The organism is Myxococcus sp. SDU36 (assembly GCF_030168875.1).
Lineage (GTDB): Bacteria > Myxococcota > Myxococcia > Myxococcales > Myxococcaceae > Myxococcus > Myxococcus vastator.
The window spans coordinates 4,601,633-4,618,947 of record NZ_CP077414.1 but is presented as its reverse complement, the minus strand read 5'-3'; the positions used below and the strand labels follow the sequence as shown (position 1 = coordinate 4,618,947).

General features: G+C 68.9%; 14 protein-coding genes. 8 read left to right on the top strand and 6 right to left on the bottom strand.

Annotation, left to right across the window (positions count from 1 at the left end; all coding sequences use genetic code 11):
- The first annotated feature begins 355 nt into the window (after window positions 1-355).
- Window positions 356-1,105, top strand: coding sequence for a HEAT repeat domain-containing protein (locus tag KGD87_RS18225; RefSeq protein WP_284661455.1), 750 nt, complete (start codon window positions 356-358; stop codon window positions 1,103-1,105).
- The gene (locus tag KGD87_RS18220) at window positions 1,102-1,839 is read left to right on the top strand and encodes a signal protein (protein WP_284661454.1); all 738 of its coding nucleotides are present in this window, start codon (window positions 1,102-1,104) and stop codon (window positions 1,837-1,839) included. Before KGD87_RS18225 ends, KGD87_RS18220 begins: the two co-directional genes overlap by 4 nt.
- A 13-nt stretch (window positions 1,840-1,852) precedes the next feature.
- On the opposite strand, the gene KGD87_RS18215 is transcribed toward KGD87_RS18220, so the two are convergent.
- The 6 genes from KGD87_RS18215 to trmB all read right to left on the bottom strand — a co-directional run bounded on the left by KGD87_RS18215 (window position 1,853) and on the right by trmB (window position 8,784).
- Window positions 1,853-4,819 carry a helicase C-terminal domain-containing protein gene (locus KGD87_RS18215; protein ID WP_284661453.1) on the bottom strand — a complete coding sequence of 989 codons (2,967 nt, stop codon included), beginning with the start codon at window positions 4,817-4,819 and terminating at the stop codon, window positions 1,853-1,855.
- Between the two features lie 57 nt (window positions 4,820-4,876).
- A complete protein-coding gene (locus tag KGD87_RS18210) occupies window positions 4,877-5,287 on the bottom strand; it encodes a cupredoxin domain-containing protein (RefSeq protein WP_284661452.1) in 411 nt (136 codons plus the stop codon).
- Between the two features lie 45 nt (window positions 5,288-5,332).
- Window positions 5,333-6,469 carry a hypothetical protein gene (locus KGD87_RS18205; RefSeq protein WP_284661451.1) on the bottom strand — a complete coding sequence of 379 codons (1,137 nt, stop codon included), beginning with the start codon at window positions 6,467-6,469 and terminating at the stop codon, window positions 5,333-5,335.
- A 67-nt stretch (window positions 6,470-6,536) separates the two neighbouring features.
- The gene (locus KGD87_RS18200) at window positions 6,537-6,956 is read right to left on the bottom strand and encodes a hypothetical protein (protein ID WP_284661450.1); all 420 of its coding nucleotides are present in this window, start codon (window positions 6,954-6,956) and stop codon (window positions 6,537-6,539) included.
- A gap of 56 nt (window positions 6,957-7,012) precedes the next feature.
- Window positions 7,013-8,056 carry a diguanylate cyclase gene (locus KGD87_RS18195; protein ID WP_284661449.1) on the bottom strand — a complete coding sequence of 348 codons (1,044 nt, stop codon included), beginning with the start codon at window positions 8,054-8,056 and terminating at the stop codon, window positions 7,013-7,015.
- 107 nt (window positions 8,057-8,163) lie between these two features.
- Complete coding sequence (trmB, locus tag KGD87_RS18190; RefSeq protein WP_284661448.1) at window positions 8,164-8,784, bottom strand: tRNA (guanine(46)-N(7))-methyltransferase TrmB; 621 nt, start codon at window positions 8,782-8,784, stop codon at window positions 8,164-8,166.
- A gap of 75 nt (window positions 8,785-8,859) precedes the next feature.
- Here trmB and KGD87_RS18185 point away from each other — a divergent pair, with 75 nt between their 5' ends.
- From KGD87_RS18185 to KGD87_RS18160, 6 genes are all read left to right on the top strand, one after another.
- Window positions 8,860-9,786, top strand: a complete 927-nt coding sequence (locus KGD87_RS18185) for a bifunctional riboflavin kinase/FAD synthetase (protein ID WP_284661447.1) — start codon at window positions 8,860-8,862, stop codon at window positions 9,784-9,786.
- A gap of 204 nt (window positions 9,787-9,990) precedes the next feature.
- The gene (gene pilB, locus KGD87_RS18180) at window positions 9,991-11,691 is read left to right on the top strand and encodes a type IV-A pilus assembly ATPase PilB (RefSeq protein WP_163786700.1); all 1,701 of its coding nucleotides are present in this window, start codon (window positions 9,991-9,993) and stop codon (window positions 11,689-11,691) included.
- A gap of 42 nt (window positions 11,692-11,733) precedes the next feature.
- Window positions 11,734-12,849: a type IV pilus twitching motility protein PilT gene (locus KGD87_RS18175; RefSeq protein WP_163784639.1), complete on the top strand. Its 1,116-nt coding sequence runs from the start codon at window positions 11,734-11,736 to the stop codon at window positions 12,847-12,849.
- Window positions 12,850-12,906: 57 nt separating this feature from the next.
- Window positions 12,907-14,160: a type IV pilus assembly protein PilC gene (pilC, locus tag KGD87_RS18170; protein ID WP_284661446.1), complete on the top strand. Its 1,254-nt coding sequence runs from the start codon at window positions 12,907-12,909 to the stop codon at window positions 14,158-14,160.
- A 10-nt stretch (window positions 14,161-14,170) separates the two neighbouring features.
- The gene (locus KGD87_RS18165; RefSeq protein WP_284661444.1) at window positions 14,171-15,754 is read left to right on the top strand and encodes a two-component system sensor histidine kinase NtrB; all 1,584 of its coding nucleotides are present in this window, start codon (window positions 14,171-14,173) and stop codon (window positions 15,752-15,754) included.
- Window positions 15,751-17,187 (top strand): sigma-54-dependent transcriptional regulator, encoded by a 1,437-nt coding sequence (locus KGD87_RS18160; RefSeq protein WP_284661443.1) that lies wholly within the window; start codon window positions 15,751-15,753, stop codon window positions 17,185-17,187. Before KGD87_RS18165 ends, KGD87_RS18160 begins: the two co-directional genes overlap by 4 nt.
- The last annotated feature ends 128 nt before the right edge of the window (window positions 17,188-17,315 follow it).

Sequence of the window (17,315 nt, the reverse complement as noted above, 5' to 3'; positions counted from 1 at the left end):
CTTCCAACCGGGACGTGAAAGACACCTGGTGAGCCCTCCTGGAGAGGCGCACATTACCCCATGAAGGCCACATCCCCGAGCGGATGGCTCGATTCCTGCCGGTCCTGCTGTGGTGGCGGAGGCGGGAGGCACCGGTTGTAGGGCCACAGGGGCCGAGCCCGGGCCGCTGTGACGGCCCCGCATCGGGCGCCCTTCCCAGCGCATCCCCAGGTCTGGACAGACACCCGGACTGACAGAAGCGGGTCGGCCCTCCAAGGTGGGCGTGGGCATGACCCACTGTCTTCCAGGTGCAAGGCCATGCAACTGTTCGGCAATCGTCAGACGGCGCTAGACTCTCCGGACTCCTTCTCTGCACATGCAGCTGCTTTCCTCCGCCCTCGTCCTGCTGCTCCTCGCGCCCTGCGCGGCCCTGGCCCAGGGCAGCTCCCGTATTGCCTTCCTGGGCAAGCAGCTCCAGAAGAGCAAGGACCCGCGCTCGCGCTCGCAGGCGGCGCTGGTGCTCGGCGCCACGGAGGACCCGGAGGCCGTGCCGCTGCTGTGCAACGGATTGAAGGACGAGAGCGAGCTGGTGCGCGCGGCCGTGGCGAAGGGGCTGGCGAAGCTGCTGGAGCCCGACGGGCTCGCCTGCCTCCAGGCCCACAAGGCGGACGCGGACGCGTCGGTCCAGGCGGCGGTGCGCGAGGCCGTGGTCACCCTGAAGGAGTACCAGTCCCGCCCGCCGCGCTTCTACGTGCAGCTCGAGGCGGTCAAGGACCGCACGGGCAAGCTCCCCGCCGACCTGGTGAAGGCGACGGAGGCGCGGCTGCGCTCGCGGCTGATGCGGAGCGGGGCCCAGCTCGCGCCCGCAAAGGAGACGAAGGCGGCGGCGAAGGGCACGCTGAAGAAGCTTCGGGTGCGGGGCTACCGCGTCACCCCGGAGCTTCATGCGACGGACAGCGGCGGGCTGAGGGTGGCGCTGGTGTGCCTCACCTACCCGGACCTGTCGCTGATGGGGCAGGTGGAAGTGAATGCCGCGGGCGCTCAGCCTGGCGATCTCCTCAAGGCGCTGGTACCTCGCGCGGTGGAGGAAGCGGCGGAGACCTTCGAGTGGAGCAGCGAGACATGACGACGACCACGGCGCCCCTGACGCCACCCAAGCGGCGCTGGCGCAACTTCCTCCTCGAAACGGGCTTCCAGCTCAAGCTGACGGCGTACATCGTGTCGGTGACGCTCGTGCTGTCGGCGCTGCTGGGCGTGTTCCTCGTGAGAGGCGCGCGGTCGCTCATGCGCGAGACGGCGACGGCGGTGGAGGCCCGCTCCCGCGCGGCGGAGGTGAGCCGCGAGCTGTCTGGCGCCACGCTCTCCAATGAGCTGCTGACGCGGATGGACGACCCCACGTTCGAGGCGAGCTTCCGCGAGAAGGCACGGGCCATCGACGCGGCCTACGAGGCCGAGCGCGCCGCCATCATCGCCCAACGCGCGGAGCTGGAGCGGCAGCAGAAGCTCACCTGGTGGGCGCTGGGGGGCTTCCTGGTGGCCTTCATCGCGGTGGTGGGCTTGGGGACCATCGTGGTGACGCACAAGGTGGCGGGCCCGCTCTTCCGCATCCGCCGCATGGTGCAGGAGGTCCACGACGGCCGGCTGCGCCCACCCCAGCACGGGCTCCGGGATGGCGACGACCTCCAGGACCTCTTCGAGGCCACGCGGAAGATGGTGCAGCGCCTCCGCGAGCAGAATGAGGAGGACGCGAGGACCTTGTCGAACGCGCTCCTGGCCGCGGAGCACTCGGGCGCCTCCCCCGAGCTCATCCACGAGCTGCGCGCCCTGGATGCGCGCTACCGCACCCGGCTCGAGGACTGAGCCGCTCCGGGGCTCACCCCCAGGACCGCGCGGGTCCTGACTCCACGGTGAGCCCCGTCTCCTTCAGCATCGCGTGGATGCGCAGGCGCGCCTGGGCCCACGGGAGCGCCTCGACGCGATAGCCCTCCAGCGCGTTCATCAGGTGGCCACGGTAACTGGGGTGCCCCGGGTCCGAGATGATGACCACGCCCCGGTCCGTCGTGGCCCGGATGAGTCGGCCCACGCCCTGGCGCAGTTGCAGCAGGGCGCGTGGCAACCGGTAGTGGAGGAAGCCCATGTACTCGCCGCCGTTCCGGGACAGCGGCTCCTCGCGCGCGGCCACCAGCGGACGCATGGCGGGCTCCAGCGGCAGCTTGTCGATGAAGACGCAGCCGACGCCGCGGCCGGGGATGTCCACGCCCTGCCAGAAGCTCTTGGTCCCCAGCAGCACGGTGCCCGTGTCCTTCTCCTGCCGTGCCGCCAGCGAGCGGCTGTGCCCGCGTGACTGCCGCAGCACCTCGATGCCCAGCGGGTCCAGCCGTCCGCGCACGCTCGTGCCCACGCGCTCCATGCGGCGCGTCGACGCGAACAGCCCCAGCACCCGGCCGCCCATCGTTTGTGCCAGGCCCGAAATCCGGAGCGAGGCCCACTCGATGAAGGCTTCCTCGTGCGCACGAGGCGCATCGGTGACGAGCACGACCAGCGCCTGCTCCTGCAGCTTGAAGGGCGTGGCCGCGCGGACCAGCCGGGGCGCGGGCCGGCCTCCGCGCCCGTCGAGCCCCAGGCGACGGAGGACGAAGGGGAAGCCGTCGCCAGTGCCCAGCGTGGCGGATGCGAGTACCAGGGTGCGCTTGCTCTCCGCGAAGTCCTTCGACACGTAGGCGGAGACATCCACCGGCTGGGCGCTCAGGCTCCACCGCTGCCGCTTCGGCTCCGCCGTGGCCGCGTAGCACCGTCCTGGCGCGGCTTCACCGGACAGCTCGCCCGCGAGCACGGCGAGCTCGCCCAGCTCCGTGGTGGCGCCGGACAGCTCCCGCTCCAGCGCGGGTTGCCGAGCCGCCAGCTCGGGGAGCGCGGCCAGGACACGCACGGACAGCAGGACATGCAGCGCCTGAAGCGCGCCGCGCACGCCTTCCAGTCCGTCGCGCACCGGCTCCCAGGCGGGTAGGGCGCGCACGGTCGCGGTGATGCGCAGCTCCGGAGAGTACGCGCCTTCGTCCGGGTCCTCGCCCAGTGCGGTGGCTGCGGGCTCACACAGCTCCGTCACGCGAGCGCCGAGGTCGCGCGCGTCGTCGAGCAACCGGCGGAGCCCATCCTCCACCTCGCCCATCAGCGCCCGTGTCTCCGTCCGGCGCGAAGCGCTCAGCGCCTTGCGCAGCTCGGCGAACAGGCCGCGTCGTCCGTCCCTTCCGTGCAGCCGCTCGGTGAGGCGGAGGAAGGCCAGGTCCGACAGCTCCAGCGCCAGCGCGGTGGTGGCGACGTCCTCCACCTCGTGCGCCTCGTCGAGGACCAGGTGGTCCAGCTTCGGGTAGCGCGCGGGCCATGCGAAGGCGAGCGACTGGTTGATGACCAGCACGTCCGCCTCACGGGCCTGCGCCACGGCCGAGTGATAGAAGCAGCGGTGGAAGTGCGGGCACTTCTCGCCCAGCGTCGTCGACGCCTCGGAGCGCACGGCGGGCACCAACGCCATCAGCACCGGGAAGCGCTCGCGGAACCAGTGGCTCAGCCGGTCCAGGTCGCCCTCGCCGCTGCGGCGCAGGTACGCGCGCAGGTACGCCCGAGGCGCGCGCGCGGCGTGCCCCATGCCGGGCTCCACCCGTGTCGCCTCCAGCGCGCGGCGGCGACACAGGTAGTTCGTCTGGCCCTTCAGCAGGGCGTAGCCGAAGGCGCCTTTCGTGGCCCGGTGAAGCCGCGGCAGGTCCTTCTCCAGGAGCTGGTCCTGGAGCGTCTTGGTGTGCGGCGCCACGCCGACCTTGCGTCCGTTGCGCGCCGCGAAGAGCGCCGCGGGAGCCAGGTACGCCAGCGACTTGCCCGTGCCCGTGCCGGCTTCCACCGCCAGTTGCCCGCCGTCCGACAGCGCCCGCGCCACCGCCTGCGCGACGTCGAGCTGCGCGGCCCGGCTCAGGAACCCTTCACCGGCCTGCTCCAGCGCGCCATTCGCGCCCAGCAGCGCGGAGACCTCGTCCGGACGCACCGGCAGCACGGGGGCATCTGCCTCTGGCTCAGGCAGCGCCGTGGCGCCCCCCGCACGCCGCCGCTCCGGCTTCCCGCGAAGGAAGCCCTGCGCCTCCAGCGCCAGCGGCGCCGCCTCCGCGCGGCACGCGGCGGCCAGTCGCGACAGCAGGTCCACCAGCGGCCACTCCTCGTAGTCGAACGCGCCGCTCGCGCCGTCCTTCAGGCCCACGCCCTCCATGGCCAGGCGCAGCTCCGCGCCCTTGCGTGGATCCAACGCGGCGAGCAGGTCCACCACGTCATCGCCACGGCCCTCGCGGATGCAGCGCTCCATGGCGTGCACCAGCACTGAGTACACCGCCTCGCAGTCCGATACCGCGCGGTGCGGCTGGCGCAGGGCCAGTCCGCCCCAGCGCAGCAGCGACTCCAGCGAGTGGCTGGGCAGCTCCGGGTGCAGGTAGTGCATCAGCTCGCACGAGTCGAGCACCGGGGCGCGGATGGGCCCCAGCAGGTCCGGCAGGAAGCCTTTTTCAAAGGGCGCGTTGTGCGCCACCACCGTCCAGCCGGAGAGCTTCTCTCGAAGCTCGGCGATGTCGGCGCCGAAGCGCGGATGCCCTTCGAGGTCCGCGTCCGTCAGGCCCGTCAGCCGCCGGATGGTGAGGGGGAGGGGCCGCGACGCCGAGTACAGGCGCGCGAAGCGTTCCACCTCGCGCCCGTTCTCGAAGAAGATGCAGCCCAGCTCGATGACCTCGTCCACACGCGGGTCCAGCCCCGTGGTTTCGAGGTCGAGGAAGACATGCCGGGTGAAGAGCTCCGCCGCGCCGCCCATTCAGGCCGCGCAGACTACTCCTCCCGGCGGCGCTGCCCAGAAATCGGCCAGCGTCCGTCAGTCGACCATGAAAACGCCGGAAATCATCTTGTTCATGGCGCAGCCGTACACCAGCTTGCCGGACTCCTTCGGCGTGAAGGCAATCTCCACCGGCTGGTCGAGCGGCAGCGGCGTGTTGATGTCGTAGCCGTCCATGACGACCTCGGTGGCGCAGGTGTGGTCCGTCTTGCGCGTCACCACCAGCTTCACCGGCTCACCCTTCTTGAGGCTCACCGGGCTGGGCTCGTAGCCCTTCTCCGTGACGGACAGCTCGACGACGCGCACGCCGTTCTCCCGCTTCTCGGGGACGGCGGGGGCCTTCGCCGCGTCGGCGTCCTTCGTGCACCCCTGCTGGGTGATGCCCACCAGGGCGGCCGTCGCGGCCAGGGCGAGCCAGGGCTTGATGATGCGGGAGATGAACTGACGCATGGAGGTCTCGGCGGTGAGGGGCCGCGCCCCCCGCGGGGATGGGCCTCAGGCCTCGTCCGCGGGGGCGCTCTCGGAGGGGGAGGTGACGGGCTCGAAGCGCAGCAGGGCGTGGAGCGGGACGAAGACTTCGTGGCCCTCTTCGCCCAGCAGCAGGTCGAACCGGCCCACGCGTATCAGCGGAAGCTGGAGGGTGATGCCGTTGCGCAGCACCATCCGCACCGTCTGCCCCAGGTGGTCCAGGAAGGCGCGCGGGTCCGAATGGGGGCGCTTGTCCGGCTGACGCGCCACCGCGGACGGCTTCTGCGTCAGCTTGGCATCGCGCTCCAGTCCGGGCAGCAGCCGCTCCCAGTCCCCGCGCCGGGCCAGCAGCACCACCTGGAGCTTCTCCAGGCGACCCGTGCGCTCCAGCGTGAAGGCGATGGGCTCCTCGCCGAGCAGCGTGTCCAGCAGCGAGCGCTCCGCCAGCACCACGGAGACCTCCGCCTTGTCGCTGATGAGCCGGGCCAGGAAGTCCGCGACCACGGCGTTTTCGACCTCGCCGCGGGCCTGCTTGATGGCCGCCTTGCGCTGGGTGCGCTCCTTGCGGGCCATGAACTCCGCCACCGTCATGCCGCTCTGGAGCACGCCGAAGGCGTCACCCAGGGACAGGCTGGGTGTCTGGCCCATCAGCTCGTACACCTGGTCGAAGCGCTTCGCCTCCTCGGCGTGCAGCTTGCGCCAGATGCGGCACTTCATCTTCCCTTCGAGCTCGCCCTTCGCGATGCGGGCGGGGACGCGCTCGCGCACCGCCAGCGCCTGAATCTGCTCGGGCGTGGGGGGGGGCCGGGGCGTGGAGGGCCGGAAGCCACCGGGGCGTCCGCCGAACCCACCACCGGGGGCCCTACCCGGAGGCGCACCCGTGCCAGGGCCCGAGGGGCGTGGAGTCAGCGGGCGAGCCCCAGGCGTCACGCCCGTCGTCGGGCGGGGCGTGGGGGCCGCTGTCGCTGGCGCTTCCGCCGGCGCGCTACCCGTGGGCGTGGGACGCGGCGTCGGCAGTGGCGCCGAGCCAGCAGCAGGCCGGGGTGTGGGCGCCACGCCCGTGGGGCGCGGGGTGGGCGTGGGGCGCGGCGTGGGCGCCGGAGTCGGGGCGGCAGTGCCGGGCGTCGTCGCCGGGCGCCGGATGACTTCGACCGCGGGAATCACCCGCCGTGTCTTCCTGTCGTTCACAGTCGTACGTTACCTGATGCGAGTTTTCCGGGCATGCCCGGCTTCACGGCTGGAGGGATGCTGAAAGATCGACCTTCCACCCGGACGGCTCTCGGACCATCCGGACCTCGTGGGAGCTGCCTCCCGCACGCACGAGCACTGTCGCCACGTCTCCCTCCTCCCGGACCAGCGAGACCTCCGTAACATCCGGAGGCGGAGGGACATTCGCGAAGAAGAGGGCCAGGGGCTCCGGCTTTTCTTCACCACCGGAGGCCGCGCCCACCACCTGCGCCCGCTGCGCCAGCGCGTCCTGGGTGGGCTTGGACAGCGCGCCCCACGCCTGCTGCAGCTCCCCTCGCTTCACCAGCCGGTGGAAGGACGTGTAGGCGTCCTGCGGGGTGCCGAAGCGCGGCCGGTTGCAGCCACCCAGGCCCAGCAGCAGGACCAGCGCTACCAGCCAGGGCATCGTCGCGGAGAGACGCATGGGGACAGGGGTTTAGGTCAAAGCGTCGCCGGGGGAAAGCCCGAGGTTCGGACATGTCACGCGGCGTGCTGATGGACGCGATTGCGGCCTGCTCCCTTGGCCGCATAGAGGCAGGCGTCCGCGGCCCGCAGCAGCGCCTCCACGCTCGGGAGGTCGCCCGACGGCACCGTGGCCACGCCCAATGACGCGGTCAGCCGCACGCACTGCGGCTTGCCACTCCCCCCCACATGCTCTAGCTCCAGGGCGGCGATGGCGTCGCGCACCCGCTCGCAGACCCGGAGCGCATCCGCGGGGCCCGTCTCCGGGAGCAGGGCGATGAACTCCTCGCCGCCGTAACGCGCCAGCAGGTCCACTTCCCGCAGCCGCGCCCGCGCCGTCTGGGCCACGGCCTTCAGCACGTGGTCCCCGAAGGGGTGCCCGAAGCTGTCGTTGATGCGCTTGAAGTGGTCGATGTCCAGCATCACCAGGGACAGGGGCGCCCCATAACGCCGAGCGCGGGCGAACTCGTCGTTCAGCCGCTCCTCCAGGGCGCGCCGGTTCGACAGGCCGGTGAGGGCATCCGTGCGGGTGAGCGTCAGCAGCTCTTCGCGCCGCGCCGCCAGCTCCTTGTTGGCGCGGTCCAACTCCCGGTTCTTCTCCACCAGCGCGTCCTGCAGCGCCTTCAGCCGCAGCATGGACTTCACGCGGGCCGACAGCTCGAGCATGTCGAAGGGCTTCACCAGGTAGTCATCCGCGCCCAGCTCCAGCCCCTCCACCTTTCCCGCGGCCTGCCGGGCCGTCATGAGAATCACAGGGATGAAGCCGAAGCCGTCCTCACCCGCGTTCGCCTTGACGATGCGGCACACCTCCACGCCGCCCAGCCCCGGCATCTCCACGTCCATGAGGATGAGGTCGGGGCGGGACTCCCGGATGGCGGACAGCGCCTGGGCACCGTCATGCGCCTCGGTGAAGACGTAGCCGTGAGGGGCCAGGCCGTCGCGCACGTGCCGGACATGCACCGGGTCATCGTCCACGATGAGCACCGCGCGGCCACTGAGTTCCCCTAAGGGCGGGGAACGGCGGGCGACCTCCAGCGTCCTCTTCCGTTCGCCATCCGCCATGAATGTCTCGCCCCCGGTGCGGTCATCCCGCGGTGCGGGGTTGCCCGCCATTCTCACGGCCCGTGCCTGGGATGCAAGCGGCTCGGCGACCGCCCGTGGCACCGACGTCAGGCAGGCTTCAGTAGCCGCGCCCGGTACACGGGCTCGCCGCTGGCCAGGTAGCGGCGCTCCCGCGTGGAGGGCACCTCCTCCGGGTCGTAAGGATGGAAAACGCCTGAACCCAGGGGGTTCTTGAAACCAGCGGATTCCAGGATGCTGAGCATCGTCACGCCGCGGTCCTGGACGTCGGTGCGCATGTCGAAGCGTCCGCCCGGTGCGAGCTTGCCGTACAGCAGCTCGGCGAACGCGGGCTGAATCACGGCGCGCTTGGCGTGGGAGCGCTTCCACCAGGGGTCGGGGAACTGGAGGTGGATGGCGGCGAGCGAGTCGGGCGCGAAGATGCGGGGCACGATGGAGCGGGCATCCGCTTCGATGACGCGCAGGTTGCGCAGGCCCGCCTTGTCGCCGCGGTCCTGGGTGTCGCGCGCGTACTTCTTGCGCCACTCGAAGGCGACGAAGCGCACCTCGGGGTGGCGGCGGCAGTACTCCAGGGCGTGGCCGCCGACGCCGGAGCCGATCTCCAGCTCGAGCGGTCCGCTGAAGCCGAACTCGGCGTCCCAGTCCGGCGGGGTCTCCAGCGTGACGAACTTGAGGCCGACGGGCTCGGGGAGCAGGCGAGGACGGGTCATGGGCGGGCGCCACCAACCATGGCGGCGACGGGTTTGGCCAGGGAAAAACGCGAGGCCTGGAGTATACGGGAGCCCATGAAGGTCTTCCCTGCGGTGGCGGACGCGGGCCGAGCGCTGGCCGGACAGGCGCTCGCGCTGGGCAACTTCGACGGTGTGCACGTGGGCCATCAGGCCCTCTTCGCGGAGGCGCGTCGCCACGGGCGGGCCGCCGCCTTCACCTTCAATCCCCACCCGGGCAAGGTGCTCCAGCCCGAGCTGGCGCCGAAGCTCATCACCCTGCTGCCACGCAAGCTGGAGCTGTTCGAGGCGTGCGGACTGGACGCGGCGGTGGTGCAGCCCTTCTCGCGCGAATACGCGCGCACGCCGCCCGCGGACTTCGAGGCCGCGCTCTTCGACGCGCTCGGCGTCGCGCACGTCGTGGTGGGCAGCGACTTCACCTACGGCGCTGCCCGGCGCGGCACCGTGGAGACGCTGCGCGAGGCGGCGTCCCGGCGCGGGGCGACGGTGCACGTGGTTGCGCCCGTCACGGTGGATGGCGTGGTGGCGTCGTCATCACGCGTGCGCGAGTACATCCTGGAGGGGCGCGTGTCCGCGGCGCGGCGCCTGCTGGGCCGTCCCTTCGACCTGGACGGCACGGTGGTGACGGGCGCGGGGCGGGGACGGGGCATTGGCTTCCCCACGGCGAACGTGGACACGCAGAACGAGCTGCGCCCCGCACCGGGCGTCTATGCCATCCGCGTTCAACTGCCGGGCGAGTCAAAAGGCACCTGGCATGGCGGCGCGGCGAACATCGGTGTGAAGCCCACCTTTGGCGGCACGGAGGTGACGATCGAGGCGCACCTGCTCGACTTCACCGGCGACCTGTACGGCAAGGAGCTGCGCGTGCAGTTCCTCGACCGCCTGCGCCCCGAGCAGCGGTTCGGCTCGGTGGGGGAGTTGACGGGGCAGATCAAGCGTGACGTGGAGGCCGCGCGCGCCGTGATTGCTCGCGCGGAGGGTTGAGCAATTTTCCCGTGTCCGTTCAATGGGTTGTGAGAGCAGGGGAGCAGGCGAGGGCGCCTTGACGCGCGCGCGCCGCTCCCCTCTAATTCGCAATCAGGAACCGTGCCATGGGGTGTGAGTCACCCGGGCACCGCTCCCGCGTCTTTGAGCTCGGAGGCGGGCCCCCGCCCGTTTCTTTCTTCTTCAAGGAAGAGGCATCAACGAATGTCCGGTCGACTCGGTGAACTGCTGGTTCGCGAGAACCTCATCTCCGTGCAGCAGCTGCGCAAGGCCCAGGAAGAGCAGCAGAAGAACGGCACGCGCATCGGCACCGCGCTCGTCAAGACGGGCGCCATCGAGGAGTCGAAGCTGACCGATTTCCTCTCCAAGCAGTACGGCGTGCCGGCCATCAACCTGAAGGACTTCGACGTCGAGCCGGACATCATCAAGCTGGTGCCGAAGGAAGTGGCGGAGAAGCACCTGGTGGTGCCCGTCAACCGCGCGGGCCCGTCGCTCATCGTGGCCATGTGCGACCCGTCCAACATCTTCGCGGTGGACGACCTGAAGTTCCTCACCGGCTACAACATCGAGACGGTGGTCGCCTCGGAGGTCTCCATCCGCGAGGCCATCGAGCGCTACTACGCGGAGAAGGGCCCGTCGCTGGAGGACATCGTTGGCGACGTCGGTGACGACATCGAGGTCACGAAGGAAGAGACGGAGAATATCGATGAGATGGCCAAGGCCGCGGATGACGCGCCTGTGGTCAAGCTGGTGAACCTCATCCTCATGGACGCCATCAAGAAGCGCGCGTCCGACATCCACGTCGAGCCGTACGAGAAGGACTTCCGCGTCCGCTTCCGCATCGACGGTGTGATGTACGAGGTGATGCGCCCGCCGATGAAGCTGCGCAACGCGATTACGTCGCGTTTGAAGATCATGGCCTCGCTGGACATCTCCGAGCGGCGCCTGCCGCAGGACGGCCGCATCAAGATCAAGATGGGCGGCGGCAAGGAGATGGACTTCCGCGTGAGCGTGTGTCCCACGCTCTTCGGCGAGAAGGTCGTGATGCGTCTGCTCGACAAGAGCAACCTCCAGCTGGACATGACGAAGCTGGGCTTCGACGCGCAGCCGCTGGCCTGGTTCAAGGAGGCCATCGACCGGCCCTACGGCATGGTGTTGGTGACGGGCCCCACGGGCTCGGGCAAGACGACGACGCTGTACTCGGCGCTCGCCAGCCTCAACGGGCTGGACACCAACATCTGCACCGCGGAGGACCCGGTCGAGTTCAACTTCGCCGGCATCAACCAGGTGCAGATGCATGACGACATCGGCCTGAACTTCGCCGCGGCGCTGCGCTCCTTCCTCCGCCAGGACCCGGACATCATCATGATTGGTGAGATCCGTGACTTCGAGACGGCGGAGATCGGCGTGAAGGCGGCGCTCACGGGCCACCTGGTGCTCTCCACGCTGCACACCAACGACGCCCCGGGCACGGTGAGCCGTCTGCTGAACATGGGCATCGAGCCGTTCCTCGTGACGGCGTCGCTCAACCTCATCCTCGCCCAGCGTCTGGCGCGCCGGCTGTGCCCGGCGTGCAAGAAGCCGGCGGAGAACGTGGACGAGCAGGCGCTCATCGACGCGGGTGTTCCGCCGGACAAGATTGGCACCTTCACGATGTACGAGAAGGTCGGCTGCCGCGACTGCAACGACCGTGGCTACCGGGGCCGCGTGGCCATCTACGAGGTCATGCCCTTCTGGGATGGCCTCAAGGAGCTGGTCATCAACGGCGCCTCCGCCGCGGAGCTGAAGCAGGAGGCCATCCGCCTGGGCATGAGCAGCCTGCGCATGAGCGGTCTTCGCAAGATGATGGACGGCGCCACCACGTTGGAAGAGGTGGTGGGAAACACCGCCCCGGACCGCTTCTAATCAACCTCCCCCACCGCACTCCCGCTGAAGGACATCCCCCCCGTGGCCAACCTGCACCAGCTCCTCAAGGCGATGGTCGAGAAGGGCGCTTCCGACCTCCACATCACCACCGGCTCGCCGCCGCAGCTCCGCGTCGACGGCGAGCTCGTCCCCTTGAAGACGGCGCCGCTGACTCCGGTGGAGACGAAGCAGCTCTGCTACTCCATCCTCACGGACGCCCAGAAGCACAAGTTCGAAGAGGACAACGAGCTGGACCTGTCCTTCGGCGTGAAGGGCCTGTCGCGCTTCCGCGCCAACATCTTCATGCAGCGTGGCGCGGTCGCCGCGGCGTTCCGGACCATTCCCTTCAAGATTCTGACGTTCCAGGAGCTGGGGCTGCCGCCGGTGGTGGCGGAGCTGGTGAAGAAGTCGCGCGGGCTCATCCTGGTGACGGGCCCCACGGGCTCGGGCAAGTCCACCACGCTGGCCTCGATGATCGACAAGATCAACACCGAGCGTCATGAGCACATCATGACCATCGAGGACCCCATCGAGTACCTGCACCCGCACAAGAACTGCCTCGTGAATCAGCGAGAGGTGGGGGCGGACACGCGGAACTTCAAGACGGCCCTCAAGTACATCCTCCGCCAGGACCCGGACGTGGTGCTCGTCGGTGAGCTCCGCGACCTGGAGACGATTGAGGCGGCGCTCACCATCGCGGAGACAGGTCACATCTGCTACGCGACGCTACACACCAATAGCGCGGTGCAGACCATCAACCGCGTGCTGGACGTGTTCCCGCCGTACCAGCAGCCGCAGGTCCGCGCGCAGATGTCCTTCGTGCTGGAGGGGGTCATGAGCCAGGCGCTGGTGTCGAAGGCGGGCGGCCCTGGCCGCATCCTGGCGCTGGAGGTGATGGTGCCCAACCCCGCGATCCGGAACCTCATCCGCGAGGACAAGGTCCACCAGATCTATTCGTCCATGCAGGTCGGTCAGGCGAAGTTCGGCATGCAGACCTTCAACCAGGCCCTGGCGGCGCTGCTGCTGCGGCGGCTCATCACCCAGGACGAGGCCTTCGGGCGTTCTACGGACCCTGATGAACTGCGCAACATCCTGGCCACGGGCGGTGGGACGCTGCCCGGGATGCAGCGGCCAGGCGGGGGAGCGGGTGGTCGTTAGTTCCGGGATTCAGAGATCAGCGGTTAGAGTGGCGCGGCACCCGCGGAGGTCCAGCTCATGGCAGCCCCAGCAGTGAAGTCGGCATCAGCTCCCAAGAAGGTCACCGCCCAGTTCCTCTGGGAGGCGAAGACCAAGAGCGGGGAGTCCAAAAAGGGTGAGATGGAGGCGATGGACGTCGAGGCCGTCAACGCGCGCCTCAAGTCCCTGGGCCTCAACCCCGTCAAGGTGCGCAGGAAGGGCCTGCTGGATGGGGACATCTCCATCCCTGGCCTGGGCGGCGTCGAAGGCAAGGACATCCTCGTCTTCACCCGTCAGTTCGCCACGATGATCGACGCCGGCCTCCCGCTGGTGCAGTGCCTCGACATCCTCGCGAGCCAGATGGACAACCCTTCCTTCAAGAAGGTGCTGTTCGCCATCAAGGGCAAGGTGGAGCAGGGCAGCACCTTCGCGGACGCGCTGAAGGAGCACCCCAAGGTCTTCGACGAGCTCTACGTCCAGCTCTGCGCCGCGGGCGAGGTGGGCGGTATCCTCGACGCCATCCTCAACCGGCTCGCGGCGTACCGGGAGAAGAACGAGAAGCTCAAGTCCAAGGTCAAGAGCGCGATGACCTATCCGGTCATCGTCATCCTGGTGGCCATTGGCGTGACGGCGGTGCTCCTGCTGAAGGTGACACCGGTCTTCGAGAAGATGTTCGCGGACTTCGGCTCGGAGCTACCAGGGCCGACGCAGATGATCGTGAACTTCTCGCACATGGCGCAGGAGTACTTCTTCCATGCGGCTGCGTCGATTACCGCGGTGGTGATGTCCTTCACGTGGAGCTACCGGCAGCCGCGTGGCCGGAAGTTCTGGGACAAGGTGTTCCTCTTCATGCCCGTCTTCGGGCCTGTGCTCCGTAAGGTGGCCGTGGCCCGGTTCACCCGCACGCTGGGGACCATGATCTCCTCCGGCGTGCCCATCCTGGACGCGCTGGACGTCACCGCGAAGACGGCCGGTAACCGGACGGTGGAAGACGCAATCATCTACGTCCGCGGGAAGATCGCCGAGGGCAAGAACATCGCGGGGCCCCTGGCGGAGACGAAGGTGTTCCCGTCCATGGTGGTGCAGATGATCGGCGTGGGTGAGGCGACGGGCGCCATGGACACCATGCTCAACAAGATCGCCGACTTCTACGACGACGAGGTGGACGCGGCCATCAACAGCCTCACGGCGATGATTGAGCCCGTGCTGATGGTGTTCCTCGGCGGCGTGGTCGGTGGCTTCCTCATCGGCATGTACCTGCCGATCTTCTCGCTTGCCGGTGCCATCCAGTAACGGAGTTGTCGTGGGTGGGCGCCCGCTCGCGGGGGGCGCCCTGAGGTCGCGGCTTGTATGGCTGGTGCTGTTCCGCACGGTGGCCGCGAGCCTGTCGCTCGTCATCACCCTCGCGCGGCTGCTCCTGCAGCCCTCTCAGGACCTGAGCCGGGCTGATACCCTGTCGCTCGCGGTCATCGTCGTCGCGTACGTCTCGACGCTGGTGGTGGGGTTGAGGCTGCGGCGCGGGCGTGGAGGGCTGAGCGATGCCTGGGTGCAGGTCGCTGGCGACGTGGTCATCGCCACCGGGCTGGTCTACCTCAGCGGCGGCGCGGACTCGCCCCTGACGTTCCTCTACAGCCTGTCGGTCATTGGCGCGGCCGTCGTATTGGACCGGCGTGGCGCCCTTTGGGCTGCCGCTGCGTCCGCGCTGTGCTTCGCCGCCCTGGTGATGGGAACTCGGTTCCTGGGAAATGCTCCTGGAGGACTGATTCCTCCGACCCGGGTGATGTTCGTCCTGGGAAGCAACTCGCTCGCCTTGGGGCTCATCGCTGTCCTCGCGGGCTACCTTTCGCGTCAGCTCTCCGTGGCGGGTGGCGCATTGTCCGCTCGAGAAGCGGACCTCCACCGATTGGGGCGGCTTCAGCAGCAGATCCTCACCTCCATGCCTTCGGGGCTTGCGACGTGTGATGCGGAGCGCCGCATCACGTACGTCAACCCCGCGGGCTGCGCCATCCTTCAAGTGGAGACTGCGAGCGTCGTCGGGACAGAGGTCGAAATGCTCCTGCCTGGAGTATCGGGCCTGGCTCCGCGGTCTCCTCGCAGTGAGCTGGTCGTGGGGCAGGGGTCGAAGCGGCGCATTCTGGGGTTGTCGGTGACGCCGCTGGATGGCGAGCCAGGGGCCTTGCTGATGGTCTTCCAGGACCTCACGCAGCTCCGCCGGATGGAGAATGACCTGAAGCGGGCGGACCGGCTGGCGAGCCTGGGCGCGCTGTCCGCTCAACTGGCGCATGAATTGCGCAATCCACTGGCCTCCATGCGCGGCTCGGCGCAGTTGCTGGCGCAGGATGCGCAGGACGGCGTCTCACAGAAGCTCACCAACATCCTGATGCGGGAGTCGGACCGGTTGGCGAGGCTCGTCGAGGAATTCCTGCGCTTCGCACGGCCTCCGATGCCCGTGTTGCAGATGGTTCCCCTCGCGACGCTCGTGACGGAGACCGTGGACATGCTCCGCGTGGACCCGCTGGCACGTGATGTCCGGGTGGAGGTCAGCGCGCCTGATGCGGTGGCGGTCGCGGTTGACCCGGATCAGCTCCGGCAGGTCCTCATCAACCTGGTGCGAAACGGCTTCCAGGCAGCAGGTCCGCGAGGTCACGTAAAGGTCGCGCTGACGCGAGACGAGAATGAGGCGAGAATCCGCATCTGGGACTCGGGGGGAGGGATTTCGGAGGAGATGATGGGGCACTTGTTCGAGCCGTTCTTCACCACACGCGATGGCGGCACGGGGCTGGGGCTGTCCACCGCGCACTCCATCATCCGGGCCCATGGTGGCTCCATCCAGGTTCGCTCGAATCGCGACGAGGGCACTGAGTTCATGGTGGGGTTGCCGCTGTGACGTCGGTTCCGGCAGGAGACCTGGGGGCGCGTGGCCACATCCTCGTGGTCGACGACGAGCTGTCCATGCGCGAGTACCTCGAGCTGTTGCTCCAGCGAGAGGGATACACGGTGACGAGCGTCGCGGGCGTGAAGGGCGCGTGTGACGTGCTGGCCCAGGACGGGGTGGACCTGGTCATCTCCGATTTGAAGTTGGGCACGGGAAGTGGCCTGGATGTGCTGCGCGCCGCCCGGGCCCGTCCCGCATCTCCGGAAGTGGTGCTCATCACCGCCTACGGCACTCCTGCGGCAGCGGTGGAGGCGATGCGCGAGGGCGCCTACGACTACATCTGCAAGCCCTTCGACAACGAGGAGATGCGGCTGCTGGTCCAGAAGGCCCTGGAGAAGCGCTCGCTCCGGCAGGAGAATAGTGGCCTCAGAGCGCGCTTGTTTCCTGGCCTGGATGGGGCCGTGGGGCAGAGCGCTCGGATGCAAGCGGTCTGGACCCTGGTGGAGAAGGTGGCTTCCGGGCGGAGCACCGTGTTGGTCATGGGCGAGAGCGGCACGGGAAAAGAACTGGTGGGACGCGCCATCCACATGCGCGGCAGCCGGGCCGCGCGGCCGTTCCTGCCCTTCAACTGTGCCGCGCTCAATGAAGGCACGCTGGAGAGCGAACTCTTCGGGCATGTGAAGGGGGCCTTCACAGGGGCGACCTCGGACCGCTCGGGGCTCCTCGTGGCGGCGGGTGACGGCACCGTCATGCTGGATGAAGTCGGGGAGATGCCGCTCGCCACACAGGTGAAGCTGCTCCGGGTGCTCCAGGAGCGGAAGGTGAAGCCGGTGGGCAGCGCCGCGGAGATTCCGTTTCAGGCGCGCGTTATCGCGGCGACCAATCGGCGGCTCGAAGCCGAGGTGAAGGCCGGTCGCTTCCGTGAGGACCTCTTCTACCGGCTCAACGTGATTACGGTGGAACTGCCGCCTCTGCGTGAGCGCGCCGGCGACATCTCGCTGTTGGCGAAGTACTTCCTGTCGCGGATGTCGGAGGAGTTGGGGCGGCCAGGTCTGCGCTTCGCTCCTGAGACGCTTTCGCTGCTGGAGCGCTACCCGTTCCCAGGCAACGTCCGGCAGTTGCAGAACATGGTGGAGCGGGCCGCGACCCTCTCTGATTCAGACCTCCTGGGGCCGTCCACGCTTCCTCCGACGGTGCGGGGTGATTCAGACCCCGCGGTCCGGACCGCTGAGGGAGGCGAGCCGGGACTGGGCGCGGGGTTCAACCTGGAGCGGCATCTCGACGACAGCGAGCGCCGTTACCTGATGGCGGCGATGAAGCAGGCCGGTGGGGTGAAGACCCGTGCCGCGGAACTCCTGGGGCTTTCGTTCCGGTCCTTCCGCTATCGGCTGGCCAAGCACGGGCTTACCGATGACCTGGAGCCAGGGGGAACGGGGGATGCGTAGGCTGATCGACAGTTCTCGTCAGCGTCACTGCCGAATTTTGTCAGCCCTGGACCCCTCCGCCACGGGGGCTTTCTCCAAGCTTTGAAAATCTAGGGCTTTGGCGGCTTGACGCTGGTTGGCATGCTCGG